Source organism: Bacillus sp. GW821-FHT01G09, assembly GCF_059422205.1.
Map to the genome: position 1 here is coordinate 470,120 of NZ_JBWKWL010000004.1, position 25,985 is coordinate 496,104.

A 25,985-nucleotide genomic window follows, 5' to 3' on the forward strand; every position below is an offset into this window, starting at 1 on the left:
TTACCTATAATGGTACCGCTATCACTTTATATTTTACATAATCGCGCGCTTTTTTTCACGCCCATTTCTAAAAATGTAAAATAAATGTAAGAATTTTCAGCCATTACAGCTTTGGCAAAAAAATAAGTATACCAATGATACACGAAATCACGGCAAAAACGCAAACAGCCCCGGCGGCAGCGTCCTTGGCCGCTTTAGCAAGAGGGTGATGTTTGTCAGTTATTAAATCAACCGTATGTTCAATGGCTGTATTTAAAAGCTCAAGCGAAAACATACCGCCTATCAAAAGGAATATAATCATCCACTCAATCATGCTGAGCTCTACAAGGAAGCCGCAAATGAGAACAGCGCAGGCGGCTGCGGCATGAAATTGGAAATTCCGCTCCGTCCGCGCTGTTTCCCAGATGCCCCGGCCTGCATGCACGAAGCTTTTGAAGAATCGCTTCAGCTCATTTCTATGATCTTTTGAGTCCATAAGCGTCCAGCAATTCCTTTTGCTTAGTAAACATCTCCTCTTCTTCCTCTTTCGTCATATGGTCATATCCTAAAAGGTGCAGAAATCCGTGTACAGCTAGAAATCCGAGCTCTCTTTTAAAAGAATGATTATACTCCTCTGCCTGCTCTCTTGTGCGATCGGCACTGATGATAATATCACCTAAAACCGGAGGCATTTCGGCGCCCACGATTTCGACCTCACCTTCTCCCTCTTCTTCAAGAGCAAATGAGATGACATCTGTCGGAGCATCCTTTCCCCGGTATTCTTTGTTAATCTGATGTATGTCATCATTGGAAACAATCGTGACAGAAACTTCAGCCTGATCCTGAACGCCTTCACGCTCAGCGGCAAATTGAAGCAGATTTTCTACTTCTTTGAGCATCTCTTCTGAGACGCTTCCTGTTTCATCAACGATATCAATCAGTAAACTCATCTATTTCACCTTCTTAGTAGCCTCCGGATATTCAATCCGGGAGTGGAAAATTCCTTTTAATGTTGCACAGAGCGTTTTTGCGATTGTATCCAGCTCTTTAAATGTCAAATCGCATTCACTGAACTGTCCGTCCTGAAGCTTATCGGATATAATACCCCGGACAAGCTTTTCAATTCGTTCAGGATTTGGATTATGCATGGATCTGACGGCCGCTTCAACACTGTCGGCCACTGATATAATTGCGGCTTCCTTTGATTGCGGCTTCGGCCCCGGATAACGGAACTCTTCCTCTGTAATCTGGTCGCCTTTTTCCTTTGCTTTATAGTAAAAAAACTTTAAAAGCGAGGTTCCATGATGCTGCTCAGCAATATCGACAAGCTCTTTCGGAAATTTATAGCTCCTCAGCATATTCGCACCGTCTGTCGTATGCGAGATGATAATATTTTTACTCAACTGAGGTGACAGCTTGTCATGCGGATTGTCAATATTCATTTGGTTTTCAATAAAATATTGCGGTCGCTTTGTTTTTCCGAGATCGTGATAATATGCGCCGACTCTTGCAAGCAAACCATTAGCCCCAACCGCTTCACAGGCTGCCTCTGATAAATTGGCAACCATTACACTGTGATGATATGTACCTGGTGTTTCTGTCAGTATTTTGCGCAATAGCGGATGGTTAGGATTAGACAGCTCGAGCAGCCTCATGGTGGATAAAATGCCAAAGCCCGTCTCAAAAAACGGCATCAGGCCGATGATTAATACAGATGAAGCAAACCCCGACACAACCCCCATGAGCATTAACGTGCCGATTTCAAGACCCGACAGCGCAGTGTTCTGGATCAATAATAAAGAAAGAACGACAACCATATTAATAAACGCTACGAAAAGCCCGGTCTGCAAAATCTTTGATCTGGCATTGTGCTTTCCTAAAAATAATACACCTGAAATCCCGCTGATCAAATAATAAATCCCTATGACATAATTGAATGTTCCTGTCACACCCTGATTAAACATCATACTTCCGCAAATCGCAAGAATGATACTTCCCAAAATGGCAATGCGTTCATTCATCAGCAGTTTGATTAAGATGGCTCCGGCCGCAATGGGGACCAGATAGCCGATATTATTATACTCCATCTTCTGAAACAAACTGACAACCTCCATGATCACAAGCAAAAGTGTTGTGATAATCGAGAATAACAGAATGGATTGGTTTTTAAACTTCAGATTTTGTTTCTGTTTTTCAAAATAATATACAAGTGTTGCAATGAAAAGTCCGATCATAATCAATAGCCCGCTGATCGGTTTAAAGAGATTTGAGTTATTTAATAACCCGGTCAGCTCAAGTTTCCTGTACACTTCCCGATCAATGAGGTCATTTTCTTCCACAAGCACTTGTCCCTGTTTGATTTGAACCTGCTGGACATTGTCTGAAGCTTCCTGCCGTTTTGCCTCTGTTGCTTTCGGATCAAAGACGTAATTCGGAATAATAGCAAAACGCCCGATTTCTGTCGCAGCTCCCAAGTATTTAGACGGAATAGAATTGCTCTTTAGCTCTTTTTCTACCTTATCCTTTGCATCAGATAGTTTATCCGAAGGGATTTCACTGCTCATGACCGTATTTACTGCGGTAATGACCGTATCTCTGACAAAAGAAAAGTCTTCACTGTCTGCTTTCAGCAATGTCTTAATTGAGTCCTCGGATATGGAATCATTCACATCTGACGTCAATTTATCCTTTACGGATTTGACCATTGATTTTTCCGATGGTGATTTGCTGCCTTCTTCCGATGATTTTTTCACTTCACTGATACTGTCGAATATTGATGACACAAGGTCAATCCGATTATCTGTGTATTCTTTTTTTAATGTATATTGATCCTCAACCGCGTCCTCAGCGGCTTGCTTTTTTTCCTCTGTGGCTTTTTGATCTTCCACGGTTGCCGGAGCATAAATGGTCTTGTCGCTGACTGAAAACAGGTCTAAATCAAGTGTTTCCGGCTTAACATGTACAAAGAGCAAAGCAAACATAATGGCAGCCAGCAGAAGATACAGCAGTACATGCATGGAGCGGGCATTTTTAAAACTGCTCCATTTTTTTGAGCTGCTTTTGGTCTTAGCCTTCTTTTTCAACACAAGAACCTCCTCTTGAAACATCAAGCCAATAAGCAATCATAAAAATGACCCGATAACGCGCGATCGGGTCATTCAGCATTAATTTTGCTTATCGTATGCTTCAATAATTTTCGCAACAAGCGGATGTCTGACCACGTCTGTCTGGTCTAGCTCAATCATAGAAATGCCGTCTATTCCTTTCAGCATCTCCTTCGCTACTGCAAGTCCCGATTTGACGCCTTTCGGCAGATCAATTTGGCTAACGTCACCTGTAATGATCATTTTAGAGCCAAAACCCAGTCTCGTCAAAAACATTTTCATTTGAGCAGGCGTGGTATTCTGTGCTTCATCAAGTATAACATAAGCATCATCGAGCGTCCGTCCCCTCATATATGCGAGCGGAGCAATTTCAATGATGCCTCTTTCCATCAGACGTTCTGTATGATCTGCCCCAAGCACATCATGGAGAGCGTCATACAGCGGGCGCAAATAAGGATCTACTTTTTCTTTTAGGTCACCTGGGAGAAAACCAAGGCTTTCACCAGCTTCCACGGCAGGTCTTGTTAAAATGATTTTTTTGATATGTCCGTTTTTTAAAGCATGGACTGCTTTTACGACAGCCAGGTACGTTTTCCCGGTTCCCGCCGGACCAATGCCGAATACAAGGTCATTCCGCTTCATAGCGGCCACGTATTCCCGCTGTCCCATTGTTTTTACACGGATTGATTTGCCTTTTGCGTTTTTTGTAATTTCTTCTTCATACATGCTTTCAAAGTATTCAAGTTCATTCTTCTTTGCCATTTTGATGGCGTAAATCACATCACGTTCAGAGATCTCTATCCCCTTGCGAATTAAAGCGAGGAGCGATCCCAGCAGCCTGTCTGCAATCTGAAACGATTCATCATCGCCTGAAACATAAATCGTCTCGCCGCGCGTAATGATATTTACATTCAGATCTTTCTCCATCAATTTCAAAAAAGAATCTTGGTTCCCGAAGAGTGAAAGCGCCTCGTCCGGGTTTTTCAGTTTTTGATTCATCGCAAGTAAATGTTCTGTCATTCTTCAGTCTCCCTGACAATAGGTGTGGTTTGAACGATATCTTCTATAACTTGGTAGAGAATAATCAACTTTACTTTACCATTCTCAACAGTCTGGTGCAAAACTTTTTCACTTTTCACCTCGCCGTTTTCGCCTATTTTATCCTCTACATCCTGTTTACCCAATTTAATGCCTTCTTGAACTGCTTCTTCTTTCGTATATTTTCGTAAAGCCTCTTCACTTTCTCTCGTTTGCTCTTTGACATAGGATACAGGGAGCTTAAATCCGAGAAAATGAAGCGAATGCTTTTCTTGTTCTGTTTTTGGATGCTTCAATTCCTCTTTTTTAAACGTCATCCCCCAGATCGGGATTGCCAACGAGCCAAAAGAAAGCTTGTGCTTTGTCCTTACTTTGCCCGTATAGACGTTAAATAATGTTTCAAGCGGGACTGTCACTTCTGATCTATACCAGGTTTCTCCGTAAATTTCAGCTTTTGAGGCGACTTCCTGCTGATGGTCTTCGCTGCCGATCAGCCCCGAAACAAGCAGCTGACCCTTTTCAACATGATCGTGTATGGCAGCCATGGGCTGTCCTTTTTGCACAAACATTCTCGTAATCGTTGCTTTCTTTTTGGCGACAATATTGCGCGGGCTAACATACTTTTCTTTTTCGGGCTCATTTTTCTCCACGACTTTCATGTGAATGGTCGTCCCCTTCAGATCAACTCCGACCCAAGTGATATTGTCTATTCCATTGGTTAATGATTTCTGTATTTTTTCGGGCGACATCATTAAAAACTGCAGACGGCCCTTTTTGACGCCGATTTCATTAAGATGCTGCCTCATTTGATGTTCTGTTTCAGGCTTAGCGCCTGTCACATCAATTTTCCACACCATATTGGACAGCAAAAACAAAAGGATGAAAAAAATCGCAAAACCGATCGTAAACCCTATATTCAGCTTTGATTTCAGCAACAGGAAGGGAAAACCCTTCCGATTGATAAATCGGGCTTTACATTTAAATTTACTTCTCACCCGCCGAAAGGCATGTACATCCTGAAGCTGTATATATAACGATACGGCTTCTTTCTTTTTTTTGACATGAAAGACCGGAATCCCCTGTCTTGTGCATTCATTAAGGAGCCGCTCAATCCCTCTTCCCGTCAATTCAAGCTGGACCTTACCCGAAAAAAAAGACAGCCATTTATTTTTCACAACGTTTCCCCCTCGGCTTTATGACTCAACATATCGAACGACATCAATCGTACCCTCCAAAAGTATCTCTTCCGGAAGAATCGCCTTGATGACAAAATTTTTACCAGATATGATGCACTGGCCCTGCTTCAGCATCAGCCTCACTTCATTCTCACTGAAAAGCAAAAGGCCTCTGTGGTTTTCTATGTAGATATGAAGTCTGCCAACCATTGTAATCCTCGGCAGATCCATCATAACGTCCGGGGGAATTTCCAATGCTCTTGTCAGCCAAGCTTTCATACGATTCTTTCTTTGCCCCATACAAAAAGAACCCCCTTTCATCTCATATGTATGATTTGAAAGGAGGTTCTAACACTTTAATTTTTACGGGCCGGGCGCATCGTACGGTGAGGTTTTTTCGCCCGTGGAGGCCCGAACACCTCTCCTAGAACGATCCCCTGTACGACGGTGTCTTTATTCATCTGAAGCATTTTTTGTTTTGTGTATACTGTTTTTTGTTTGGCAGCAGCAAGATCTCGTTCCAGCCCTTTCAGGTTTCTTGCTGTTTCCCTGCGTCTTTCTTCCGCTTCCCGTCTTGCCTGTTCCATACGGTTAGGGATAGGTGCAGGGGCATCTTCTTTTGACTGCTTCTTTTGAGGAGAAGCAGATTGCACGTGTTGAGGTTTTTTTCTTTTTTGGCTGTTTTCCTTTTCATCTTTGCTCTTTTTGCCGAAAATCGCAGAAATGATTCCGATGATCGCTGCAATAATAAGCGGATTGGTCAGTAAATCTTCCATCAGCGTTCTCCCTTCTTAGAGAGATTATGATTTGCGGTCTTCATCCGAAGGGTCTTTCGTCAGCTTGCCGAATGAATCACGCATTTCTGTGTCAGCATCGATGTTCTTGATATTCATGTAATCCATGACGCCAATATTCCCTTCACGCAAAGCTTCTGCCATCGCAAGCGGCACTTCCGCCTCGGCTTCTACCACTTTCGCGCGCATTTCTTCTACGCGGGCACGCATTTCCTGTTCTTGAGCGACAGCCATCGCACGTCGTTCTTCCGCTTTTGCCTGCGCGATGTTTTTATCAGCCTCAGCCTGATCGGTTTGTAAAATTGCACCGATGTTTTTGCCGATATCTACATCTGCAATATCAATTGAGAGAATTTCAAACGCAGTTCCTGAGTCCAATCCTTTTCCAAGGACTGTCTGAGAAATCATGTCAGGGTTTTCAAGCACTTTTTTATGATTGCCAGATGAACCGATTGTAGAAACGATCCCCTCACCTACACGAGCTACAATGGTTTCTTCTCCTGCTCCCCCGACGAGGCGCTCGATATTCGCTCTTACTGTGATTCTCGCTTTCGCTTTCACTTCAATCCCGTCCATTGCGACACCGGCAATGAACGGTGTTTCAATCACCTTAGGATTAACGCTCATTTGAACAGCTTCCAACACGTCCCGGCCTGCAAGATCAATGGCAGCACAGCGCTCGAATGTGAGTTCAATGTTAGCTCGCTGAGCGGCGATAAGCGCGTTGACGACTCTGTCAACATTACCTCCGGCCAGGTAGTGGCTTTCAAGCTGGTTTGTTCCAACATTAAGTCCCGCTTTATGGGCTTTAATCAGCGGGTTAACAACCCGATTCGGAATGACACGGCGAAGCCTCATCCCAACTAGAGTGAAAATGCTGATTTTCACTCCGGCTGCCAAAGCTGAAATCCAAAGCATTACAGGCACAAATGTAAAAAATACTGCCAAAACAATGATCGCTACTGCGACAATTGCCAGAATCATAAGTGTTGACGGATCCATATAACTTCTCCTCGTTTCTATTTAAATTTCTCTCACGACAATGCGTGAGCCTTCTACTTTTATCACTTTTACTTTTTTATCTTTTTCTGTAAACGATCCCTCCGATACAACGTCAAGGCGTTCATCATCAATAATGACGGTACCGGAAGGACGCAGCGGTGTAAAGGTTATACCCACTTTTCCCATTAAGTCCGTGCGCGTTTGATTTGAAACGTAGCCGCTCTCCGTATTTGTAGAATCATTTAATATCAATTTCTTAAAGAATTTCATACGCTTTCCCAACACCCTTGTCAGTAAAATAAAAGCTGTAATCGAAACAGCTGAGGCGATCAAGAGAGAAACCGCCATTACAGTGAAGCTCCCCGCGGCTAAAAACAGGCTCGCAATAATCGCTCCCAAGCCCAGTAATCCAATGATTCCTCCGGGAAGAAAAATCTCAAGCAGGATGAGGATCACCCCTGCTATAAAGAGGAGAACCGTCTCATACCCGGCAAGGCCGGCTGCAAGATGCCCGTAAAAGAACAGCAATAACGCAATGAGTCCAGCCGTTCCAGGGAGGCCGACACCCGGTGAAAAAAGCTCCACCGTCAGACCTAAAAAAGCGATTGTCAGCAGAATAGGGACAATGACCGGATTCGTCAGCCACCTTGCCGTCTTTTCCGCAAAGCTCTCCTTTGCGTAGCTGATCTGCGCTTTTTCGAACCCAAGCTTCTTTACGAGCGTGGACAAATTGTCAGCAGTGCCTTCTGAATAGCCTATCTCAATTGCCTTGTCTGCGTTAAGTGTCAGCAGATCTCCTTTAGGCGCGCCAACTTCCTTAGCATCTATATCCGGGTCAGCCATTGCGAGCGCATATTTTGGATCGCGGTTATTTTTCACTGCGGCATCTTCCATCTCTGCCAGCCAAAGTGATTGAGCTTTTTGGTCAGCGGCATTGCCTTGGCCATCAACAATCGCGGCGGCTCCCATTTTTCCGCCAGGCGCCATATAAATGTGATCTGCTTGCAGTGCAATATATGCACCAGCAGACAACGCGCGTTTGTTGACATATGCAGTTACGGGGATCTCGCTTTCCGTTATCAAATCGGCCATATCAATAGCAGATTTGACCAATCCCCCCGGGGTATTGATATCAAGAATAATATGGTCTGCATGTGCATCCTTTGCGTCTTGTAACGAACGGGACAAAAACGAGGCGAGACCCTGTTCGACATTTTTTTCAACCGGAATCACATAAACAGTTTGTTTTTCTGCTTTTGCGTTCAGTTGTACGCCTAATAAAGAAAGTAAAAATATACTCAAAAGAGCAGCACGGAATCCTTTGATTTGAAGCAAGGGCGGTGTATCCCTCCTTCCTTTTATAATAAGTGCCTTCTCTTCATACGTAACAAATGTATCAAAGGTTTCATTTTTTTATGTATAAAAAAAGACATCTCTCTTAGAAAGATGTCCTTTTCTTTGCCATTTAAGACAGTTGACTGCTCACAAGCTTATTAATTAAACTTCCGTCAGCTTTACCTTTTACTTTAGGCATAATTGCCCCCATCACTTTGCCCATGTCCGCTTTTGAGCTCGCACCGACCTCCGCGATGGTTTCATTTACGATTGTACGCAGCTCTTCTTCTGACAGCTGCTCAGGTAAATAAACTTCTAAAATGTCCAGCTCTTTTTGAACTTTATCTACTAAATCTAAACGATTAGCGTTTGAAAATTCCTGGAGGGAGTCTTTACGTTGCTTAAGTTCACGAGAAAGGACAGTGAGTTCCTCATCCTCGGTCAAACTGTCTTTCTTAAGCTTAATTGCTTCATTTTGAAGTGAAGCCTTAACCATTCGAACGACAGTCAGTTTGTCTTTCTCACGGTTTTTCATATACAGCTTCATATCCTGGTTGAGACGCTCAAGAAGACTCATAAATCCACCCTCTTTTAGAATTTGCGTTTTCTAGCAGCTTCAGACTTTTTCTTGCGCTTTACGCTAGGTTTTTCATAAAATTCACGCTTTCTTGCTTCTTGCAAAGTACCTGTCTTTGATACACTGCGTTTGAAGCGACGAAGAGCATCTTCAAGCGATTCGTTTTTTCTAACGACCGTTTTTGACATTCTCTTTCCCTCCCTCCGAATACACCAATCGACTACCTTTAAGTTACACATATAAACATGTACTTTGACATTATAATATAAGCCATCAGTCAGGTCAACTAAGTGAGTTCACTTTTCCGTCATGAGTGCGACTGCCTGTCTATATAATGATAGAAAGGGGTTGGTGAATAGGATGTTAATTTTGATTAGCTTTACTGCTCTTATATTATTCTTTCTCGCAGGCATGAACATGCTTCGAAAGGGCTTAATTTCAATGGCGTACTCAAAAATTGAAGAACGTTTGCTTTTATTTACGGACCATCCGTTAAAAGCGTTTCTTATCAGCATTGTATTTACGGGGATACTTCAGAGCAGTTCAGCCTTTATGGTCATTGTCATCGGCTTTGTAAGTGCGGGCGTTCTTTCTTTTAAGCGGACAATACCGATGATTCTGGGGACGAATGTTGGCTCTACTTTTACAACTGAATTTATTGCTATCAAAATGGATATTTTGATTTGGGTTCTTTTAATAGGAGGTTTATTGTTTTTTCTGACTGGCAGGTATCCTTTGAAACAGCTGGGAACAAGCTTCCTTGGACTGGGCATCATCTTCTTTTGCATCAGCGGATTCAGCCACCTTGCCGGGCCGCTGACAAAGCTGAAAACGGGAGCCGACGTTCTATACCATGTTAACGATTCAAACTGGTCCGCTTTGCTCATCGGGATGGTGTTAACTGCCATCATTCACTCCAGTTCTGTCTGTATCGGCATTTTGATGAGTTTTATGAATGAAGGGATTATCGGACTGACACAGGCGATGAGCGTCGTACTCGGATCAAATATCGGGACATGCATTACAGCTGTCATGGCTGCTGTATCCGGCGGATATGCGGCGAAACAGACAGCGTATGCGCATGTGGTATTTAACGTGCTAGGGGTGGCTCTAGTATTGCCTTTTCTGACCGCAGCGACCGGCTTTGTAGAGCAGTTATCACCCGATCCTGCCCAAAGAATTGCTCATTTCAGTCTTTTATTTAATGTAGTAACAGCTCTTTTATTTCTTCCGCTTACAAACTTGTTTTACCGATTGATTCACCTTCTTATCCCGGCTAAATAAAAAACCGGTACATTTTAATGCACCGATTTTTTAGGTTAAGAAGACAAACGCATGTGTTCAGTTATTTCATCCTCAACCACACGGACAAACTGTCCTTCGTTGTAAGGATAACCTGCTTTTAGGATTTTGACTTTTACGATTTTGCCGATCATATCTTCCGTACCTTTGAAAACAACCTTCATATAATTGTCTGTGTAACCGACAAACATATTTTCTTCTTCTGTTTCCTTAAACGCTTCCTCAGGGATAATCTCAAGCACTTCATTTTCATACTGAGAAGCGTATTCTTTTGCAAGCTGGTCAGAAAGAGCAATCAGGCGATGCACACGTTCGTTTTTCACGTTTTCATCCACTTGGTCTTCCATTCGTGCAGCTGGTGTTCCTGTACGTTTACTGTAAGGGAAAACATGCAGCTCAGAGAATTTATGTTCTTTAATAAAGTTATAGGTTTCCATAAATTCTTCTTCTGTTTCTCCAGGGAACCCGACGATGACATCAGAAGTAACAGCTAAGCCTGGCAGTGCTTTTTTCAATTTATTTAAACGGTCTGCAAAGAATTCCATTGTATATTTGCGTCTCATCCGTTTAAGCACTGTGTTTGATCCGGATTGGATAGGAATATGCAGATGATTCACTATCTTATCTGAGCGGTCTAAGACCTCGATCACTTCGTCAGTGATTTGGCTGGCTTCGATTGAAGAAATTCTGATCCGTTTCACGCCTTCCACACGGGTGTCTAATTCGCTCAAAAGCTTCGCGAAGTTGTAATCTTTCATATCTTCGCCGTAGCCGCCTGTATGAATACCCGTAAGAACAATTTCCTTATATCCGGCATCGACAAGCTGCTGCGCTTGTTTAATGACTTCTTCAGGGTCGCGGGAGCGGAGCAGGCCGCGCGCCCACGGAATGATACAGAATGTGCAGAAATTATTGCAGCCCTCCTGTATTTTCAATGACGCTCTTGTCCGGTCCGTGAAAGCAGGCACATCTAGCTCTTCATAGACTCTTGCTTTCATGATGTTGCTGACGCCATTAATCGGCTGGCGTTCTTCTCGGTATTGGTCAATGTAGCCAAGCATTTTTTCACGGTCCTGTGTTCCGACTACAATGTCGACACCGGGGATCGCCATAATCTCAGCAGGTGAGGTTTGCGCGTAGCAGCCTGTGACACAGATGACACCGTCAGGATTTTGACGAATGGCGCGTCTGATCACTTGGCGGCTTTTTTTATCTCCCGTATTTGTAACCGTACATGTATTAATGACATATACATCAGCTGTTTGTTCAAAGTCTCTTCTTTCATAGCCCGCTTCTTTGAAAAGCTGCCAGATTGCTTCTGTTTCATAATGGTTGACTTTACAGCCAAGCGTATGGAAAGCAACAGTTGCCATTACTGATCACCTCTTAATAACTCTGTTTGATAAGAAATCGCGCTCAACGCGTATAGCGGAGCGGTTTCTGTCCTTAAAATTCTCGGTCCAAGGCCGCACGGCACACCGTCTTGCTCTGTGAGCCGTTCAACCTCCGCTTCTGTTAAACCGCCTTCGGGACCAAATACGATCAATAGAGATGATCCTTTCGGAAGGCTGCTTACAATCGCGCTGAATGCGCTTATTTCCCCTTGCTTCGATGACTCCTCGTATGCAACGACACATTTATCGAAATCCTGCATCCTTTGAAGAAGCTGCTGAAAAGAATGGACATCCATCACTCGCGGCACTTCGTTACGGTACGATTGTTCAGCCGCTTCCTTCGCAATTTTCGTCCATCTTTCCCGCTTTTTCTTTGCCTTTTTGTCATCCAGCTTGACAACAGAACGCGCGGCTTGGAAAGGAATAAAGGCATGAGCTCCGAGCTCAGTCCCCTTTTGGATAATCCATTCAAGCTTATCTCCTTTCGGAAGGCCGCTCGCAATATAGACCTTTATCGGAAGCTCTCTGTTTTCATTCGTCCATTCTATCACAAGGCAGGACACTTTATCTTTGGAAACAGATTGAAGTTCACATTTTGCCTCGAAGCCGTCTTGAGAGCAGCAGATAATCTGATCTCCCTCATTCATTCTCATCACGTTCACAATATGATGAACATCTTCGCCGGTAATCGAAAAAGCCGGCGCTTCCTCTATTTGCTGCTTCGTGAGCTCGATAAAATATCGTTGCATACGCTGTGACACCTACTAACTGTTATTTTTTCGCAATAATACTGACCCAATCTTCCATTGAAAGGATTTCTACAATGGTAAAGCCAGCTTGTTCCAGTGCTTCTTTTACTTCTTGTTTTTTATGACCGATGATTCCTGACGTAATAAAGTGGCCGCCTTCTTTTAACAGGCTGTACGCTTGTGAAGTAAAGCGAAGAATGACTTCAGCCAAAATGTTGGCCACAATCACATCATGTTCCCCTTCAATCCCGTCTAACAAATTGTTTTGCTTCACTTGAGCAATATCGCTGACTTTGTTCAGCTTGAGATTGAGGCGTGCACTTTCTACAGCCACGGGATCAAGATCGTAGGCATGAACCGATTCAGCCTCAAGCATTGCAGCCGCAATACTTAAAATTCCCGAACCAGTGCCGACATCAATCACCTTATCACCCTTTTGCACAAAGCGTTCAAGCGCCTGAATGCAGAGTACGGTTGTGGGATGTGTCCCTGTGCCGAAAGCCATTCCCGGGTCCATTTCAATAATCAGTTCATCAGTATGGACCGGCGTATATTCCTCCCACGTCGGCACAATTGTAAACTTTTCAGAAATTTTCACAGGATGATAATATTTTTTCCAGGCAGTCGCCCACTCTTCTTCATTTACTTCAGAAATAGTGATGTGGTTTCTGCCCAAATCAATATTGTAAAGAAGGAGATTATTAATCGTTTCTTTAATGCCGTCTACAGTTTCGCCCAGAAAACTGTTAACCGGCAGATATGCTTTGACAATGACACCCTCATCTGGGTAATCATTGGGGTCGAGCTGGTAGATTTCCCCGTACACATTCTCACGTTCTTTAATTAAATCAAGCGGGTCCTCTATCACAACCCCACTTGCACCAGCTTCATGCAATATATTTGAGATAGGTTCGACCGCTTCATGTGTTGTGTGAATGCTTAATTCGGACCATTTCAAAACTACCAACTCCTCATCCAATAATTAATCGCCTTTAAACGCACGTTTTACCTTGTCAAAGAAACTCATTTCCTGTTCGTCAGGCAGGTTTCCGCTGACTTCGGCAAATTCGCGGATAATGTCTTTTTGTTTATCAGTCAGATTTGTCGGCGTAACGACGCGGACGACGATATGCTGGTCACCCTGTCCATAGCCTCTGACATTTTGAACGCCTTTGCCTCTTAATCTGAATTTCGTTCCTGTTTGTGTACCGGCCGGAATTTTCAATTTCACTTTTCCATGCAGCGTCGGCACTTCTACCTCATCTCCAAGAGCAGCCTGAGCAAACGTTAACGGCATTTCACAGTAAATATCATCGCCGTCACGCTCGAAAAACTCGTGTGCGCGTACATGGAACACGACAAATAAATCCCCAGCAGGGCCGCCGTTTATTCCTGGTTCACCCTGTCCCGAGAGACGAAGCTGCTGCCCGTCATCTACACCGGCTGGAATTGTCACATTGATTTTCTTGCGTTTTTTGATTTTTCCTTTGCCGCCGCAGTCCACACATTTGTTTTTAATGATTTTGCCTGTACCTTCACAGTGGTGGCAGACCCGTCTGTTAACGACTTTTCCAAACGGTGTATTTTGCTCCACGTTTAACTGGCCGGAGCCTCCGCAGTGGGAGCATGTTTCTGGATTTGTTCCAGGTTTCGCACCTGAGCCTTTACATGTCTCGCACGTTTCCTCGCGGGGAATTTCGATGGTTGTTTCTTTACCGAAAGCCGCATCCTCAAACGACAGGGTCATCGTATACTGTAAATCAGCACCCTGGCGCGGAGCATTTGGATCTCTCCGTCTTGTGCCTCCGCCGAAAATACTTGAGAAAATATCATCGAAACCAAAACCGCCGAAATCGCCGCCGCCAAAACCTCCGCCGCCGAAGCCTTGGTTAGGATCAGTGTGACCAAATTGATCGTAATGCGCACGTTTTTGGTCATCTGACAGCGTTTCGTACGCTTCTTTTACCTCTTTAAATTTTTCATCTGATCCGGCTTCTTTGTTAATATCAGGATGATATTTTTTTGACAGCTTCCGATAAGCTTTTTTAATTTCATCCTTTGAAGCGCTCTTACTTACTCCCAGCACTTCATAGTAATCACGCTTACTCATCTCGCTTCACTCTCCCGAATTTCTCACATAAATTAGATTGTATCATTTTGAATTATGATTTTTCAATTCCTTTTATCCCGGGCAAGAAAAAAAGTCAAAGCCAAGAGATGCCTGACTTTGACTTTCTAATCATTGAATCAGATTATGAAATGTGTTCTTTTCGGTCAGCTCCGGAAGCGGGGCTGACACTAAAAAGAACTTATTTTTTGTTTTGGTCGTCGTTTACTTCTTCGTATTCAGCGTCGACAACGTTGTCATCCGCTTTGCCTTCAGCGTTTGCTCCGCCTTGAGCTTGCTGTGCTTTAGCAGCTTCTTCATAAAGCTTCATAGAAAGCTCTTGAACGATTGTTTGAAGCTCATCTTTTTTCGCTTTGATCTCTTCAAATTCGTTTTTCTCAATTGCTGCTTTTAAAGCGTCTTTGGCATCGTTGGCTTTTTTCACTTGTTCTTCATCCACTTTGCCTTCAAGATCTTTTAATGTTTTCTCAGTTTGGAAAACAAGCTGATCTGCTTCGTTGCGGACTTCGATTTCTTCTTTTTTCTTCGCATCAGCGTCAGCATTTTCTTCCGCTTCTTTAACCATGCGTTCGATCTCTTCATCTGAAAGACCTGAAGAAGATTTAATTGTAATGTTTTGTTCTTTCCCTGTGCCTAAGTCTTTTGCTCTTACGTTTACGATACCGTTTTTGTCAATATCGAAAGAAACTTCGATTTGAGGCACGCCGCGCGGTGCTGGCGGGATATCAGTAAGCTGGAAGCGGCCGAGTGTTTTGTTGTCGGCAGACATTGGGCGCTCACCTTGAAGAACATGGATATCAACAGCTGTTTGGTTATCAGCAGCAGTTGAGAACACTTGAGATTTGCTTGTCGGGATCGTCGTGTTGCGGTCGATCAGTTTTGTAAACACGCCGCCCATTGTTTCGATACCGAGAGAAAGCGGTGTAACGTCAAGCAGAACAACATCTTTTACGTCACCTGTGATAACGCCGCCCTGAATCGCAGCACCTAGCGCTACAACTTCATCCGGGTTTACGCCTTTATGCGCTTCTTTTCCAGTTTCTTTTTTGATTGCTTCTTGTACGGCAGGGATACGAGTTGATCCGCCGACAAGGATGACTTTGTCGATTTCGCTTGCAGAAAGTCCTGCATCTTGAAGCGCTTGACGGACAGGACCCATTGTGCGCTCTACTAAATGAGAAGAAAGCTCTTCGAATTTAGCACGAGTTAATGTAAGTTCAAGGTGAAGCGGTCCTGCTTCTCCAGCTGTGATAAACGGTAAAGAAATTTGCGTAGAAGATACGCCGGAAAGATCTTTTTTCGCTTTTTCAGCTGCGTCTTTCAAACGCTGAAGCGCCATTTTGTCTTTTGATAAATCAATGCCGTTTTCTTTTTTGAATTCAGACACAAGATGATCGATGATAACTTGGTCAAAATCGTCCCCGCCCAGACGGTTGTCGCCGGCAGTTGAACGAACTTCGAATACACCGTCGCCAAGCTCAAGGATGGAAACGTCGAATGTACCGCCGCCAAGGTCGTATACTAGGATCGTTTGATCTTCATCTGTTTTATCAAGTCCGTATGCAAGCGCTGCTGCAGTCGGCTCGTTGATGATACGTTCTACTTCAAGACCTGCAATTTTACCAGCGTCTTTTGTTGCTTGACGCTCAGCATCGTTAAAGTATGCAGGAACTGTGATAACTGCTTTTGATACTGTTTCGCCAAGATAGCTTTCAGCGTATGATTTAAGGTGTTGAAGGATGATAGCAGACACTTCTTGTGGAGTGTAATCCTTTCCTTCAATTTCAACTTTATAATCAGTACCCATATGACGTTTGACTGACATAATTGTGTTAGGGTTTGTAATAGATTGGCGTTTAGCCACTTCCCCTACTTGACGTTCGCCGTTTTTAAACGCAACAACTGATGGCGTTGTGCGGTTTCCTTCAGCGTTAGCAATAACTTTAGGCTCGCCGCCTTCAAGCACTGCCACACATGAGTTTGTTGTTCCTAAGTCGATTCCGATAACTTTACTCACTTGAATAACCTCCTGCTATGTAATTATTGATTCACTTTGACCATGGAAGGGCGAATGACGCGATCCTTCAGCTTATAGCCTTTTTGCATTTCCTCAACAACAATGTTGGAGCCGTAGTTTTCGTCTTCAGCCTGCATAACAGCTTGGTGCAGATTAGGATCAAATTCCTGCCCTACAGCTTCGATGGCTTCGACGCCTTCTTTTTTCAAGGCTTCTACGAGCTGACGGTGGACCATTTCCATTCCCTGGAGCAAACTTTTCGTCTGTTCATTGTCGGCTTCAACCTGAAGCGCTCGTTCAAAGCTGTCAAGAGCCGGCAGCAAATCAGTCACGATATTTTGAGAACGGTATTTTTGGGACGCTTCCATCTCTAAACGGCTGCGTCGTTTATAGTTTTCAAAGTCTGCTTGAACACGCAAAAGTTTGTTTTCTTTTTCCTCAAGCAAACCTTGCAATTCGTTAATTTGGTTTTGAAGAAGTTCGCTTTCATTTGTTTCTTCCTGCTGTTCATCAGCGGCAGCTTGTTCTTCAATGATTTCTTGCTCTTCTGTTTCGTTTTGTTCAACGGTTTGTTTTTCTTCTGACATTGTGTTCACCTCCCTCAAAGTGTAAGGAGAAGGACAGGTGCTGCCCTTCGATAAAATTTGCCAAAATTCCCTTATTCATCATACAGACTTGTTAATGCTTTTGACAAGTCCGAAGTCACATGCTGAAGCAGGCTGACAACCCTGGAATAATTCATGCGTGTCGGGCCGATAATCGCAATTGAGCCGATCTGCTTCTGGTCTACGGAATAAGAAGCCGTAATCAGACTGCAATTTTCCATCTCTTCATAGTCGTTTTCTTTTCCGATTTTAATCGAAATTCCCGTGTGCGGGGATTGAACCAGCTTTAAAACATCCTGTTCTTTCTCAATTAATGAAAGCAGCGACCGAACTCGGGTGATATCATGGAACTCCGGCTGGTTCAGCATATTGATTTTCCCGCCAAAAAACAACTTTTCAACGTGATTTGTGGAATGAAAGGTTGAACGAAGCGCGTCGAGTATATTGTCATAGTTTTTAATGTGCTGTCTTAGGTACATGACAACTTCTTTAAATATGCGCTCATTCAGTTCATCCATTGGAACGCCGCTTAAACGGTCGTTCAGTATATTTACCAGTTTTTCAATATCAGACAGATCCATTTTGGCCGGAAAGTTAATCGTTTTGTTTTCCACATGCCCCGTATTGGTAACGAGAATCGCTACCGCCATATCAGGCTGAATCGGAATGATTTGAATCTGTTTAAGGTAATTCTCACTCAGCTTCGGCCCGAGTACGATGGATGTGTAATTCGTCAGATCGGACAAAATTTGCGCTGATTTTTGAACTGTCTTCTCCAGCTCGAAAATTTTCTCTTTGAAGATCGAGTGGATTTGGTCCAGGTCGCTTTTCGTCAGTTTGACGGGTGACAGCAAATGGTCAACATAGTACCGATACCCTTTTTCTGACGGAACACGTCCTGAGGATGAATGGGTTTTTTCAATAAAGCCCAATTCCTCCAAGTCAGCCATCTCGTTTCTTATTGTTGCAGAGCTAAATGTGATTTCATCTTTTTTCGAAAGAGTTCTTGATCCCACCGGCTGTGCCGATTTAATAAAATCGTTGATTATAACCTGAAGGATCAGCAGCTGACGATTTGTTAACATCATCATCACCTCTGTTAGCACTCTCAATAAGCGAGTGCTAATTCTATAACAAAAGTATCAAACCACAAGAAAAATGTCAATTATAACTCACCCAAAAAAGCGCCAAAAACTTCATTGCCTAATAATTTCCCTTGATGAGTCAAATAAACGGCAGACTCCGAATTGTGAATCAGCCCTTTTTCAGCGAGGTCTTTTAACACGCTTGGGAAAAGTCCATCCAGGGAACGGCCGTATTTTTCTGCGAATCGTTTTTTGCTGACACCGGCTGTTTTTCTCAAACCTAAAAACATTTCTTCCTCAATCTGTTCTTCTGTTGTCACTTCATGTGTATCTCTGTACGGAAAACCCTTTTCAGCTATCAGGTCAATGTAATGCTTAACAGGTCCGACGTTCACTGTTCGTGTGCCGCCGATATATCCGTGAGCGCCGGCTCCGAAACCGAAATATTGTTCGTTGCTCCAATACGTTAGATTGTGCTTAGATTCCATGCCTGCCTTAGCAAAGTTGCTGATTTCATATTGATGGATGCCGTGAGCTTCCATCTGGCTCATCACCATTTCATACATTTCAGCTTCCTGCTCCTGCGGCGGAAGATGAAGCCGCCCTTTTTGCATCAAATTATAAAATACCGTTTTCGGTTCTACAATAAGGGAGTAAACGGAATAATGCTCGGCATCCAATGATAAAGCAGTGTTTATGGAATGTTCCAGATGCTTGAGGGTTTGCCCCGGAAGCCCGAACATGAGATCAAGACTGATATTCTCAAAACCGATTTCCCGCGCTCTTTCAAAAGAGGTGAATACATCTTTTTGCTTGTGCACTCGGCCGATTTTTTCTAACAGATCGTCTTCGAACGTTTGCACACCAAAGCTGAGGCGATTTACGCCTGCTTCTTTTAATATTTTTAATTTCTCTGCGGACAAGTCGTCCGGATTCGCTTCAACCGCAAATTCCGATAAGTCGCTTGAGGGCTTCAGTACGCGGTTGATCATGTCCATCAGCTTTTTGAGCTGTTCCTCAGACAGGGAGGTCGGCGTGCCTCCTCCGATAAAGATTGTTTTGAGATCAGGCTGCCCAGTTTTTGCTATTGTATTTATCATTTCCTGTTCGAGTGCGTTTAAATACTCGTCGACTGGCTGACTTTGAATAAAATATTTATTGAAATCGCAGTAGTGGCAAATATGCTCACAAAATGGGATATGGATATAAGCTGATTTCAACGGATTCACCTTCTTTACAGAAAGAAGCCGCAGTACAAGACTGCGGCGGCTTCTATTGTTTTTTCGGACTGTCGTCCATTTTCAGAACTGCCATAAATGCTTCTTGCGGCACTTCAACTGAGCCGACCTGCTTCATACGGCGTTTTCCTTCTTTTTGTTTTTCAAGAAGTTTCCGTTTACGTGAGATGTCCCCTCCGTAACATTTAGCCAATACGTTTTTACGCATTGCTTTTATGGTGGAGCGGGCCACGATTTTCTGGCCGATTGCGGCTTGTACCGGAACTTCAAACTGCTGGCGCGGAATGAGTTCTTTCAGTTTTTCAACGATCACTTTTCCGCGTTCATATGCGTAATCACGATGCACGATAAAGGAAAGGGCATCGATTTTTTCACCATTCAGCATAATGTCCATTTTCACAAGCTTGGACGGTTTGTAGCCGATCAGTTCATAATCAAAGGACGCATAGCCTTTAGTGCTTGATTTCAGCTGGTCAAAAAACTCATATACGATTTCCGCTAATGGCATATCATAAATGATGCTGACACGGTTTGCGTCTAAATACTGCATATCAATGAAATTGCCTCGTTTTCCTTGGCAAAGCTCCATTACAGCGCCGACATAGTCATTCGGCACCATCATCGTCGCTTTTACGTATGGCTCCTCAACTCGTTCGATCTTTTGAGGATCCGGCATGTTAGACGGGTTGTCGACAACGACCTTTTCGCCGTCTGTCATATACACGTCATAGATAACGCTTGGCGCTGTCGTAATCAGGTCGATGTTGAACTCACGCTCAATTCGCTCCTGAATGATCTCCATGTGAAGCATGCCTAAAAATCCGCAGCGGAACCCGAATCCAAGCGCTTGCGAAGTTTCCGCTTCATATTGAAGGGAGGAATCATTCAGCTCAAGCTTTTCAAGAGCTTCCCTTAAATCATTATACTTCGCTGTATCAATCGGATACAAACCACAGTACACCATCGGGTTTAGCTTGCGGTATCCCGGCAGCGCTTCTTCTGCAGGATTAGCAGCGCTCGTTATTGTATCACCGACACGTGTGTCACCGACATTTTTGATTGAGGCAGTCAGGAAGCCTACATCACCGACCGTCAGTTCATTTGTCGGAGTTGCTTTCGGCGTGAACACGCCTACCTCTGTTACTTCGAATTCTTTGCCGGTTGCCATCATTTTGATTTTTTGTCCCGGCTTTACCGTTCCTTCAACGACTCTGATATAAGCCACGACACCGCGGTAGGCGTCATAAAGCGAGTCGAAGATCAGCGCTTTGAGCGGCGCCTCCGGATCTCCGGTCGGAGCTGGCACCTTTTCTACGATTTGTTCTAAAATCTCCTCAATCCCAATACCGGCTTTTGCTGAAGCAAGCACGGCTTCTGATGCATCAAGGCCGATAACGTCTTCTACCTCTTGGCGCACACGTTCAGGCTCGGCGCTCGGAAGGTCGATTTTATTGATGACCGGAAGGATTTCAAGATCGTTGTCAAGCGCTAAGTAGACATTGGCGAGCGTCTGCGCTTCAATCCCCTGGGCTGCATCTACGACAAGAATCGCTCCCTCACAGGCAGCAAGGCTTCGGGATACTTCATATGTGAAGTCGACGTGTCCCGGCGTATCGATTAGATGAAAGATATATTCTTCTCCGTCTTTTGCTTTATATTTAAGCTGAACAGAGTTTAATTTAATGGTTATGCCCCGCTCACGTTCAAGATCCATAGAATCGAGCAATTGTTCTTTCATTTCTCGTTGAGTGATTGCCGACGTTTTTTCTAAAATACGATCCGCTAAGGTCGATTTTCCGTGGTCAATATGGGCAATGATAGAGAAATTCCGTATTCTCGATTGCCTCTCTAAACGCTTTTCTTTATCTGTCACAATCTATCACTCCTACTATTAAACGCAAAATACACTAGCTTAGATTATATCAATAGGATTGTAAAGATTCAATGTAAAACAAGAAAGAGAAAAGTTCCCTATCATATCTGGGCTGCTTTTCTCTTTCACGTACTTATTGATTCATATCCCGTATCCATTCATACATTGACTGGGCAGTATTGGTTACGGTGTTCGAAAGCGCTTTTCCGGCTTTTGAAAACATATTGAATGTCTCCACCTTTTCCAGCTCTTTTTGTTTTTCTTCTAAATCTTTTGCCGTGACTGTTTCTCCTAGGATTGAGGCTTCTTTTTCATTATCTTTTCCGTCGGTGAGCGTAAACGCCCCCTTCAGTGAAGGGTCATGATAGCCTTTCATACTCAGCATCCCGTTGTTTGCCTGCTGCATGCCGAACAGTACGCCTAAAAACATGATCGTGACAAGCAGTAAGCATTTTCCAAAGTATGCAATCAAATCAACCACCTATTTCTTATTGTTTTTTCGTCTCCCCGCTCGCTGCGTTGACCTTTTCAGCATCCCAGTACATTTCGCTGAATACGTCCGCGGCCGCGTTAGCCGCACGCTGCAGCTCTTCGAGATTATTATCTACTCCGCCAAATTCGAGCAAAAGCGCTCTATCGGTTAAATCCTGATTGTAAACACCATTATCGCCTGGCGAGCCTTTGGAAAAGACACCTGTGCTAAGTCCGGGGTATTTTTTCTCCATCAGTTTATGAAGCTCACTCGCAATTTTATAGTTTTCTTCGAAGTTTTTGCTTTTTTTCCCGACGACAAAGGCTACCCTGGCATAGCTTTTTCCTTTAATCGTTGCGGTTGTGTCTTTTTTGCGCCGTGAGTCTCTGTGGATGTCAATGATATATTGCAGATTTTTGTTTGAAGCGAGGGCGTCTTTCACAACCGGCCTTGATTCATCATAGGACCTGGCATAGTTTAAGCCTTTTTTATTCAATTTTGACTGTATATCGGTTTTATTCACTGTGGCTCCGATTCCCTGGGATTCAAGCGCTTGTCCGAACATATCTCCTACAAGCGTGACGTTGGCTTTAGAATGGCGCGCCATGTCAGGATCGGTCTCGCCTTTTAATAGAGGGAGATATGATTCCGTATTGTGCGTGTGATAGATAAACACAACCTTTTTATCACCTGTTGTTTGTTTGGGCGGATCTTTTTGCGCATTATCTGATTGCGTTTGCTGTTTTTCAATCTCTGCCAAATTCGCTTCCCTTTCTTCCTCCATCACCTTAGACGGCGGCGGCGATTCCGCAGGCATATTCGTATAATCGGTCCCTTGTCCAGCTAACAAAATCTCGGTATCAAATTGTGCAAACCCTGGCAGCTCCCGGCCGAGAAAGCTCCGTGGATCTTCGAGGTTAATGCTCGTCGCCAGCTTTAAAGAAAGACGAGAAAGATGAAATGAGCTGTCTGTTTGAGAGAGGTCAGAAGCGAAATAATGGTTTTCCATCCGCAGCAAATGTGCAAACACGTCACCCGGCAATTCTTCAGCTATCCCATAAAAAGAGTCAGACGACGGCCTAAGTTCCGGCCGGAGAGACGTCAGCACACCGGATAAAACAAAAATCACGATAAGGCTTACGATAAATAGAAAGATGGCTTTTACCGCTTTCCCTCCATTTACCGCAACAACAATTTGTCTGTTTCTGCGTTTATTTCTCATTGAATCCCTCCAGCGCTTGTCTAGTAATTACTCTATGAACAAGCTAGAGGAAGTAGAACTGTTTAGTGATTGTAGGAGCCTTTGTTTTCTTGTGACACTTTTTCATGAAGCGCTGTGTTTAATCCGTTCGCTAAAACATTTGCCATATCGTCGATAAATGAATCGACTTCCTTCGGCGTAACCATTAAGTTGTGCCCTAAAGGCGAAAGCACCTCGTGAATGAGCTGCCGTTTTTCATCCTCTTGAAGGGTTCCGACAATACCTAGGAACGATTGGCGCTGCTTTTGATCAGGAAGATCTTCTTCAGTGAGCACTTTCTTCTTCCCAAAGGTCATGCCTGCCGGAACAAGCGATCTTGACGGCCTGTTATCCTTCATTTCTCTGCCAAAATGTTTTAATATGTAGTCCACCGTGTCGCTGGCAATTGTCACGGCATCAACTACTGTCGGAACACCGATAGCGATCACCGGAACACCAAGCGTGTCTTTGCTTAAATCTTTTCGTTTATTCCCCACTCCAGATCCCGGGTGAATGCCTGTATCCGATATTTGAATGGTTGTGTTGACCCTTTCCACCGCCCGCGCCGCCAACGCATCAATGGCGATGACAAAATCAGGCTTCGATTGCTCAATCACACCTTTAATAATGTCACTTGTTTCGATTCCTGTTATCCCCATTACACCCGGTGCAAATGCACTGACAGGCCTGTAACCCTCCTGTACGTTTTCCGGCTGAAGCTTAAACAAGTGCCTTGTTACCAACAGATTTTCTACTGCCATCGGTCCAAGCGCGTCAGGTGTCACGTTCCAGTTGCCGAGCCCAACGATCAAACAGCTCGCATCTTTTGAGATATTAAGGTTTTCAAGAAAAGCTGAGAATTCCTCTGCAAAGACAGCAGAGACCTTCTCCTGCATTTCCGAATCATTCTCCCTGATTCCCTGTGCTTCAAGCGTTAAATAGCGCCCTTCTTTTTTTCCCGAAAGCTCTGCGCCTTCCTTTGTAACATCAACTGTGCGGATTTTAATGCCGCCGTGATCACGCTCTTTTTCAATAAAGCCTTTAATTTCTTTTGTCGGCACAGCCTGCTGATTGGCCATTGCTTCCTTCGTTTCCACTGCCAAATCGGTACGTATCAAATACTGATTCACATCTAGCTCACTTTTTTTCATACAGGGGCCTCCTTCACATTAAGTACCTATATTGTTGCCATTTGCTGAATGAATCATGCTAAAAAGAGAACCTTCAATGAAAAATACTTTACATTTATATTGCAATCTAAAGGTGTGTTTGATAGAATACAATTTGTTCTATTGTGAAGAAGATTTAACCTTAAGACACTGTGCTACAGGTTGTATCTTAGGAGGTGAAACACATGCCAAACATTAAATCAGCGATTAAACGTACAAAAACAAACAACGAACGCCGCGTTCATAACGCGACAATCAAATCTGCTATGCGTACTGCAATCAAACAAGTTGAAGCTTCTGTTGCCAACAACGAAGCTGACAAAGCGAAAACTGCTCTTACTGAAGCAGCTAAACGTATTGATAAAGCAGTGAAAACAGGTCTTGTACACAAAAATACCGCAGCTCGATACAAATCAAGACTAGCGAAAAAAGTGAACGGACTTTCTGCATAATATAAAAACGATCCTCAATAATGGGGATCGTTTTTTTCATTTCTTTTTAACAGCTGTAAAAGGAACAGTTCGAGCAGGAGCTGCTTGTCCTTTTTCCCGGTTTTCATCTCATAGTCCATGACAGCAAGCTGTTCAATAATTGAACGGAGCTCCTCCTCTGAAAAAAGCCTTGCTTGATCCATCGCCAGCTTTACCCGAAATGGGTGAACTTTTAGATTAGAAGCGATTTGTTTTTGTCCGTATCCCTGTTCCGCGAAGTACTTTGTCTGCAGAATCAGCCGGAACTGGTTCGAAATAAGCGCCATAATTTTGATCGGTTCTTCATTTTGTTTAAGCAAATCATAAAAAATTTGCAGACTCTCTGTTCGTTTTCGGTTGACGATTTTATTGATCAGCTCAAAAATATTTTGTTCAAGGCTTCTAGCAACAAGCATTTTTACATCATCCAGCGTAATTTCTTCACGATCTCCAATAAACGTGCAGAGCTTTTGAATCTCCTGAAAAATCGATGACAGATGCCCGTTCACAAGCAGAACCAAATGCTCCGCCGCTTCCGTGCCGATTGTTTTCTGCTCTGTTTTTGCAAGGTTGACAGTAAAGTCTGTCGTTTCCTTTGCGTTTAATTCCTTCGCCTCCATCATAAACGCGTGCTTCTTTAACGCTTTCGTCAGCTTTTTCCGCTCATCAAGCTTTTCATACGGAGCAAGCAGGACAAAGACTGTGTAAGGCGCAGGTGATTGTATATATGATTCAAGCGCACTGACGTTGTGCTCAATTTTTTCTTTTTTCTTTTCACCTGTTAAAAAATATGGATTTTTCACAATGACAAGACGCCGCTCCCCCATAAACGGAAACGTTTCAGCATCTGCAATTGCTTGATCCAGCGGGTCCTCTTCCAGATCAAAAACGGACAGATTGAAATCCTTTGTCTCCTGATCAACGACCGTCTGTCTGATCCTGCTGACGGTTTCTTGCAGCAGATATGTCTCTTTTCCGTATAAACAATAAACCGGATGGACATCTCCTTTTTTCAGGCTTTTCCACACATCAAATACCATTGTTGTACGACTTCCTCTCTTTCATCATCCCCTTCTATCCTAAATTGAGTTTGCAAAATAGTAAAGAGGAAGCCTGACTGCTGCTTCCCCATTTATATTAAACGCCTGTTCGCAAGCCCCCGGGACAGCTTGTAAAAAGGCGATAATCACCAGAACAGAAAACGTTACCTTAGCTTCTAGATTTTTCAAAACAATTCCA

The 25,985-nt window shown here is 43.6% G+C and carries 27 protein-coding genes; 2 read left to right on the top strand and 25 right to left on the bottom strand.

Annotated elements, in window-relative coordinates:
• Nucleotides 1-103: 103 nt before the first annotated feature.
• The 11 genes from AC07VD_RS16095 to rpsU form a co-directional block, all read right to left on the bottom strand.
• Nucleotides 104-475, bottom strand: coding sequence for a diacylglycerol kinase family protein (locus tag AC07VD_RS16095; protein ID WP_144483093.1), 372 nt, complete (start codon nt 473-475; stop codon nt 104-106).
• The gene (gene ybeY / locus AC07VD_RS16100) at nt 456-929 is read right to left on the bottom strand and encodes an rRNA maturation RNase YbeY (protein ID WP_024572410.1); all 474 of its coding nucleotides are present in this window, start codon (nt 927-929) and stop codon (nt 456-458) included. The genes AC07VD_RS16095 and ybeY overlap by 20 nt, the downstream gene beginning before the upstream one ends.
• A complete protein-coding gene (pgpH, locus tag AC07VD_RS16105; RefSeq protein WP_010886570.1) occupies nt 930-3,065 on the bottom strand; it encodes a cyclic-di-AMP phosphodiesterase PgpH in 2,136 nt (711 codons plus the stop codon).
• A 78-nt stretch (nt 3,066-3,143) separates the two neighbouring features.
• A complete protein-coding gene (locus AC07VD_RS16110) occupies nt 3,144-4,103 on the bottom strand; it encodes a PhoH family protein (RefSeq protein ID WP_014477373.1) in 960 nt (319 codons plus the stop codon).
• Nucleotides 4,100-5,296, bottom strand: a complete 1,197-nt coding sequence (gene yqfD, locus AC07VD_RS16115) for a sporulation protein YqfD (protein WP_003230033.1) — start codon at nt 5,294-5,296, stop codon at nt 4,100-4,102. Before yqfD ends, AC07VD_RS16110 begins: the two co-directional genes overlap by 4 nt.
• A gap of 18 nt (nt 5,297-5,314) precedes the next feature.
• On the bottom strand, nt 5,315-5,596 hold the full coding sequence (gene yqfC, locus AC07VD_RS16120) for a sporulation protein YqfC (RefSeq protein ID WP_003226191.1): 282 nt from the start codon (nt 5,594-5,596) through the stop codon (nt 5,315-5,317).
• A gap of 56 nt (nt 5,597-5,652) precedes the next feature.
• On the bottom strand, nt 5,653-6,072 hold the full coding sequence (locus tag AC07VD_RS16125) for a YqfB family membrane protein (RefSeq protein WP_064671020.1): 420 nt from the start codon (nt 6,070-6,072) through the stop codon (nt 5,653-5,655).
• Nucleotides 6,073-6,096: 24 nt separating this feature from the next.
• A complete protein-coding gene (floA, locus tag AC07VD_RS16130) occupies nt 6,097-7,092 on the bottom strand; it encodes a flotillin-like protein FloA (protein WP_014477375.1) in 996 nt (331 codons plus the stop codon).
• A 21-nt stretch (nt 7,093-7,113) separates the two neighbouring features.
• The gene (locus tag AC07VD_RS16135; protein ID WP_029946405.1) at nt 7,114-8,427 is read right to left on the bottom strand and encodes an NfeD family protein; all 1,314 of its coding nucleotides are present in this window, start codon (nt 8,425-8,427) and stop codon (nt 7,114-7,116) included.
• 130 nt (nt 8,428-8,557) lie between these two features.
• Nucleotides 8,558-9,004, bottom strand: a complete 447-nt coding sequence (locus tag AC07VD_RS16140; RefSeq protein WP_003230022.1) for a GatB/YqeY domain-containing protein — start codon at nt 9,002-9,004, stop codon at nt 8,558-8,560.
• A gap of 14 nt (nt 9,005-9,018) precedes the next feature.
• Complete coding sequence (rpsU, locus tag AC07VD_RS16145; RefSeq protein ID WP_003152957.1) at nt 9,019-9,192, bottom strand: 30S ribosomal protein S21; 174 nt, start codon at nt 9,190-9,192, stop codon at nt 9,019-9,021.
• A 172-nt stretch (nt 9,193-9,364) separates the two neighbouring features.
• On the opposite strand from rpsU, the gene AC07VD_RS16150 reads away from it, so the two are divergent.
• Nucleotides 9,365-10,288 (top strand): Na/Pi symporter, encoded by a 924-nt coding sequence (locus AC07VD_RS16150; protein WP_015714282.1) that lies wholly within the window; start codon nt 9,365-9,367, stop codon nt 10,286-10,288.
• 35 nt (nt 10,289-10,323) lie between these two features.
• On the opposite strand, the gene mtaB is transcribed toward AC07VD_RS16150, so the two are convergent.
• The 12 genes from mtaB to gpr all read right to left on the bottom strand — a co-directional run bounded on the left by mtaB (nt 10,324) and on the right by gpr (nt 24,258).
• Nucleotides 10,324-11,679 carry a tRNA (N(6)-L-threonylcarbamoyladenosine(37)-C(2))-methylthiotransferase MtaB gene (gene mtaB / locus AC07VD_RS16155; RefSeq protein ID WP_003230017.1) on the bottom strand — a complete coding sequence of 452 codons (1,356 nt, stop codon included), beginning with the start codon at nt 11,677-11,679 and terminating at the stop codon, nt 10,324-10,326.
• On the bottom strand, nt 11,679-12,449 hold the full coding sequence (locus tag AC07VD_RS16160; protein WP_015251679.1) for a 16S rRNA (uracil(1498)-N(3))-methyltransferase: 771 nt from the start codon (nt 12,447-12,449) through the stop codon (nt 11,679-11,681). Before AC07VD_RS16160 ends, mtaB begins: the two co-directional genes overlap by 1 nt.
• A gap of 22 nt (nt 12,450-12,471) precedes the next feature.
• Nucleotides 12,472-13,407, bottom strand: a complete 936-nt coding sequence (gene prmA, locus AC07VD_RS16165; RefSeq protein ID WP_004398884.1) for a 50S ribosomal protein L11 methyltransferase — start codon at nt 13,405-13,407, stop codon at nt 12,472-12,474.
• A 24-nt stretch (nt 13,408-13,431) separates the two neighbouring features.
• Entirely contained in the window at nt 13,432-14,559 is a 1,128-nt protein-coding gene (gene dnaJ, locus AC07VD_RS16170) for a molecular chaperone DnaJ (RefSeq protein WP_494721806.1), read from the bottom strand.
• 199 nt (nt 14,560-14,758) lie between these two features.
• The gene (gene dnaK, locus AC07VD_RS16175; RefSeq protein ID WP_014477380.1) at nt 14,759-16,594 is read right to left on the bottom strand and encodes a molecular chaperone DnaK; all 1,836 of its coding nucleotides are present in this window, start codon (nt 16,592-16,594) and stop codon (nt 14,759-14,761) included.
• Nucleotides 16,595-16,617: 23 nt separating this feature from the next.
• Nucleotides 16,618-17,181, bottom strand: coding sequence for a nucleotide exchange factor GrpE (gene grpE / locus AC07VD_RS16180; RefSeq protein WP_003230005.1), 564 nt, complete (start codon nt 17,179-17,181; stop codon nt 16,618-16,620).
• Nucleotides 17,182-17,252: 71 nt separating this feature from the next.
• Entirely contained in the window at nt 17,253-18,284 is a 1,032-nt protein-coding gene (gene hrcA, locus AC07VD_RS16185) for a heat-inducible transcriptional repressor HrcA (RefSeq protein WP_014114464.1), read from the bottom strand.
• Nucleotides 18,285-18,364: 80 nt separating this feature from the next.
• A complete protein-coding gene (gene hemW / locus AC07VD_RS16190; protein ID WP_015714284.1) occupies nt 18,365-19,504 on the bottom strand; it encodes a radical SAM family heme chaperone HemW in 1,140 nt (379 codons plus the stop codon).
• A 52-nt stretch (nt 19,505-19,556) separates the two neighbouring features.
• Nucleotides 19,557-21,395: a translation elongation factor 4 gene (lepA, locus tag AC07VD_RS16195; RefSeq protein WP_003229999.1), complete on the bottom strand. Its 1,839-nt coding sequence runs from the start codon at nt 21,393-21,395 to the stop codon at nt 19,557-19,559.
• Nucleotides 21,396-21,528: 133 nt separating this feature from the next.
• On the bottom strand, nt 21,529-21,867 hold the full coding sequence (locus AC07VD_RS16200; protein WP_024572265.1) for a YqxA family protein: 339 nt from the start codon (nt 21,865-21,867) through the stop codon (nt 21,529-21,531).
• A gap of 16 nt (nt 21,868-21,883) precedes the next feature.
• The gene (spoIIP, locus tag AC07VD_RS16205) at nt 21,884-23,089 is read right to left on the bottom strand and encodes a spore autolysin SpoIIP (RefSeq protein WP_014477383.1); all 1,206 of its coding nucleotides are present in this window, start codon (nt 23,087-23,089) and stop codon (nt 21,884-21,886) included.
• Nucleotides 23,090-23,151: 62 nt separating this feature from the next.
• A complete protein-coding gene (gene gpr / locus AC07VD_RS16210) occupies nt 23,152-24,258 on the bottom strand; it encodes a GPR endopeptidase (RefSeq protein ID WP_014480309.1) in 1,107 nt (368 codons plus the stop codon).
• Nucleotides 24,259-24,461: 203 nt separating this feature from the next.
• Here gpr and rpsT point away from each other — a divergent pair, with 203 nt between their 5' ends.
• A complete protein-coding gene (rpsT, locus tag AC07VD_RS16215) occupies nt 24,462-24,728 on the top strand; it encodes a 30S ribosomal protein S20 (protein ID WP_003229989.1) in 267 nt (88 codons plus the stop codon).
• Between the two features lie 14 nt (nt 24,729-24,742).
• Here the strand turns inward: rpsT and holA are convergent, their stop codons facing one another.
• Both holA and AC07VD_RS16225 read right to left on the bottom strand, forming a co-directional pair.
• The gene (holA, locus tag AC07VD_RS16220) at nt 24,743-25,786 is read right to left on the bottom strand and encodes a DNA polymerase III subunit delta (RefSeq protein ID WP_029317888.1); all 1,044 of its coding nucleotides are present in this window, start codon (nt 25,784-25,786) and stop codon (nt 24,743-24,745) included.
• Nucleotides 25,787-25,825: 39 nt separating this feature from the next.
• Nucleotides 25,826-25,975 (bottom strand): hypothetical protein, encoded by a 150-nt coding sequence (locus tag AC07VD_RS16225; RefSeq protein WP_003229985.1) that lies wholly within the window; start codon nt 25,973-25,975, stop codon nt 25,826-25,828.
• Between the last annotated feature and the right edge of the window lie 10 nt (nt 25,976-25,985).

Bases quoted from the DNA above. Each gene is read 5' to 3' on its own strand.
- AC07VD_RS16095 (WP_144483093.1), bottom strand. From the start codon at position 475: ATGGACTCAAAAGATCATAGAAATGAGCTGAAGCGATTCTTCAAAAGC.
- ybeY (WP_024572410.1), bottom strand. From the start codon at position 929: ATGAGTTTACTGATTGATATCGTTGATGAAACAGGAAGCGTCTCAGAA.
- AC07VD_RS16110 (WP_014477373.1), bottom strand. From the start codon at position 4,103: ATGACAGAACATTTACTTGCGATGAATCAAAAACTGAAAAACCCGGAC.
- yqfC (WP_003226191.1), bottom strand. From the start codon at position 5,596: ATGGGGCAAAGAAAGAATCGTATGAAAGCTTGGCTGACAAGAGCATTG.
- AC07VD_RS16125 (WP_064671020.1), bottom strand. From the start codon at position 6,072: ATGGAAGATTTACTGACCAATCCGCTTATTATTGCAGCGATCATCGGA.
- floA (WP_014477375.1), bottom strand. From the start codon at position 7,092: ATGGATCCGTCAACACTTATGATTCTGGCAATTGTCGCAGTAGCGATC.
- AC07VD_RS16140 (WP_003230022.1), bottom strand. From the start codon at position 9,004: ATGAGTCTTCTTGAGCGTCTCAACCAGGATATGAAGCTGTATATGAAA.
- rpsU (WP_003152957.1), bottom strand. From the start codon at position 9,192: ATGTCAAAAACGGTCGTTAGAAAAAACGAATCGCTTGAAGATGCTCTT.
- AC07VD_RS16150 (WP_015714282.1), top strand. From the start codon at position 9,365: ATGTTAATTTTGATTAGCTTTACTGCTCTTATATTATTCTTTCTCGCA.
- mtaB (WP_003230017.1), bottom strand. From the start codon at position 11,679: ATGGCAACTGTTGCTTTCCATACGCTTGGCTGTAAAGTCAACCATTAT.
- AC07VD_RS16160 (WP_015251679.1), bottom strand. From the start codon at position 12,449: ATGCAACGATATTTTATCGAGCTCACGAAGCAGCAAATAGAGGAAGCG.
- dnaJ (WP_494721806.1), bottom strand. From the start codon at position 14,559: ATGAGTAAGCGTGATTACTATGAAGTGCTGGGAGTAAGTAAGAGCGCT.
- grpE (WP_003230005.1), bottom strand. From the start codon at position 17,181: ATGTCAGAAGAAAAACAAACCGTTGAACAAAACGAAACAGAAGAGCAA.
- hrcA (WP_014114464.1), bottom strand. From the start codon at position 18,284: ATGTTAACAAATCGTCAGCTGCTGATCCTTCAGGTTATAATCAACGAT.
- spoIIP (WP_014477383.1), bottom strand. From the start codon at position 23,089: ATGAGAAATAAACGCAGAAACAGACAAATTGTTGTTGCGGTAAATGGA.
- gpr (WP_014480309.1), bottom strand. From the start codon at position 24,258: ATGAAAAAAAGTGAGCTAGATGTGAATCAGTATTTGATACGTACCGAT.
- rpsT (WP_003229989.1), top strand. From the start codon at position 24,462: ATGCCAAACATTAAATCAGCGATTAAACGTACAAAAACAAACAACGAA.
- holA (WP_029317888.1), bottom strand. From the start codon at position 25,786: ATGGTATTTGATGTGTGGAAAAGCCTGAAAAAAGGAGATGTCCATCCG.